Raw genomic sequence first — 2,337 nt, 5'->3', positions numbered from 1 at the left:
CGGTCCGCTCACTCGGTCGATCCGAATGGAGCGGGCGGGGCGGTCAGCCGCTGGGGGTGGAGACCGGCTGCTGCTCGGTGTCCGGTTCGATTCCGGAACGGTCCGGGCGCACCCGCACCACCCGCGCCGGACTCCAGCCGCGCCGGTTGCCCGCCGCGCCGAGCCGGAAGACGAGCACCAGCGCCAGGATCACCACCACGGCAGCGCCGCCACCGAGCAGCGCCAGCCGCGGCCCCAGATCGTCTTCCAGCCGCGCCGAAGCGGGTTTCGGCGATGGCGGCACCACGGTCCGCCCGGCGCCGCCTTCCCCGTTCACCACCGAGGAGACCGCGGCGGTCGGGTTCACCGTCCCCCAGCCCAGCGCCGGGTCCGGCAGGGCCGTCGCCGGATGGCTGGCCGTCATCTCCAGCCGCTGCTTGACCTGCGCGGCGTTCAGCTCGGGGTGGTACGCGCGCACCAGCGCGGCGGTGCCCGCCACGAACGGCGCCGCGTAGCTGGTGCCACTGCCCTGCCAGTGCCCCGGCCCGTGCGGCCCGGTGCTGACCACGTCCACGCCCGGCGCCACCAGCGACAGGTACGGCCCGGTCTGGGAGAACGCCGCATGGTTGCCTGCGGAATCGATCGCCCCCACCGCGATCACCCCTGGGTAGGACGCGGGATAAGTGACCGGATCGCCCTTCTGCGCACCGTTCGCGGCGGAGGCGATCAGCGAGACGTCCCGCTCGGCGGCGTAGCGCACCGCATCGGCCAACTGCGGATCCGGCGCGTTGGAGCTCGCCGACACGTTGATCACCTGGGCGCCGGAATCCACTGCCGCCCGGATGCCGCGGGCCAGCGCGGCAGGGGTGAAGGTGCTGCCGGTCTGCTCCTCGGTGCCGGTGGCCACCCGGATCGGCACGATCTGCACGCCGGGTGCGACGCCGGTGAACCCGGTGCCTTCGGCGGGCGATGCGCCGATGATCCCGGCGACGAACGTGCCGTGCCCGAAGCAGTCGTCGGCGGCGGGCCCGTTCGCCGAGCCGCCCATCACGTCCGCGCCGGGCAGCACCTTGCCCGCGAGCTGCGGCGTCTGCGCATCCACACCGGTGTCCACCACGGCGACCTTGATGCCCTTGCCCTCGGTGATGTCCCAGATGCGCTCGGGTGCCAGCAGCTGCTGGCCCCACGGAGTGCCCTCGTAGGTCACCGTCGGCGCCTGGATGCAGTTCTGCCCCGAGTTCGGCAGCGGCGGCGGGTCGCCTTGCGCCACAGCGGGAACGGCCACCGCGGACAGCAACCCTCCCGCCAGCGCCAGGCAGACGGCGGTGCGCTGCGCGCGCCCGGTCACGACTGCCCCGCCGAAGTTCCGGCGGTGGCCAACTGCTCGTCCACGGCGTGCTCCTCGGGCGCCACGACCATCGATCTGGTGAGCCGGGCGACCACGTCGGAGTCCTCCACCTGCCGCAGCGACGCGCGCTGCCGCCTGGCCAGCGCCCGGTCCAGTTTGGACAGCGCGGCCCGGTCCCGTTCATCCAATTCGGATCCGGTGGAACGTTCGTCCGGGGCGAGTTCGCGGAACAGCACCGCGGCCCGCGGGGCCATCGGGCCGTCGTCCTCGTCGATGCCGTCCTCGGATTCCTCGGTTTCGCGCACGGCCAGCGTCTTGAACCGGGTGCCCGCGAGGAACACGACCTCGTCCACCGGGCGGTTCAACACCAGCTCCGAGGTGCGGCGCGCCTTGGACGGCCAGATCAGCACATCGACGTGCGCACCGGGCACGGTCACGTCGAGGTTCATGCTCGCGCTGAGGAACCCCGGCTCCACCAGCAGCGACCCGGGCTCGGAGCGCCCCTCGACCGAGTCCGCCACGGTGCACTGCCGCAGCACCGGCCTGCGGTGCGTCGGCAGCCGCCGCATCCCCGAGACCAGGCATGGCAGGTGGCTTTCGAGCGCGGTGGCGGAGCCGCTGCGCACCGCCGAGTTGAGTTCGCCCGCCCCGCCGTCGCCGAGTCCGAGGTACAGGCACACCGCGACGTAGTCGGCTTTGGCCCCGGAGTCGTCGGAGTGGCGCAGCGAAGGCCAGGTCGCCATGGCGGCGTTCACGGTCGCCAGCGCGTCGGAGTACGCCTCGCCCGCGGCCGCCGCGAAGCGGTTCTGCTCGCCGGTGGTGCTCTTGCGGTCCTTGACCTTCGACGCCTGAGCCGGATCCGGCGGGGCCTCTTCAACGGGCGCGGCCTGCTCGGCCGCTTGCTCGGAGCCGCCGACCGGGTCCAGCCGCACGGTGGTCGACTGGCCCGGCCCGCTCACGACGCCGGGCACCTGGGGTTCGGCAGCGCGTCCGGCTTCCGGAGCCGCCGG

Annotated in this window: 1 protein-coding gene and 1 pseudogene; both read right to left on the bottom strand. The window is 73.6% G+C overall.

Going from position 1 to position 2,337, the window contains the following annotated elements; all coding sequences use genetic code 11:
• Positions 1-43 precede the first annotated feature (43 nt).
• Positions 44-1,327, bottom strand: a complete 1,284-nt coding sequence (gene mycP, locus IJH84_RS17450) for a type VII secretion-associated serine protease mycosin (RefSeq protein ID WP_295146319.1) — start codon at positions 1,325-1,327, stop codon at positions 44-46.
• A pseudogene (locus IJH84_RS17445) lies at positions 1,324-2,337 on the bottom strand (hypothetical protein); the annotation flags it as partial. The pseudogene IJH84_RS17445 and the gene mycP, both read right to left, overlap by 4 nt.

Source organism: Saccharopolyspora sp. (genome assembly GCF_017434145.1).
GTDB lineage: Bacteria > Actinomycetota > Actinomycetes > Mycobacteriales > Pseudonocardiaceae > Saccharopolyspora_C > Saccharopolyspora_C galaxeae.
The sequence above is the reverse complement of the archived record's forward strand: the minus strand, read 5'-3'. Positions and strand labels throughout refer to the sequence as shown.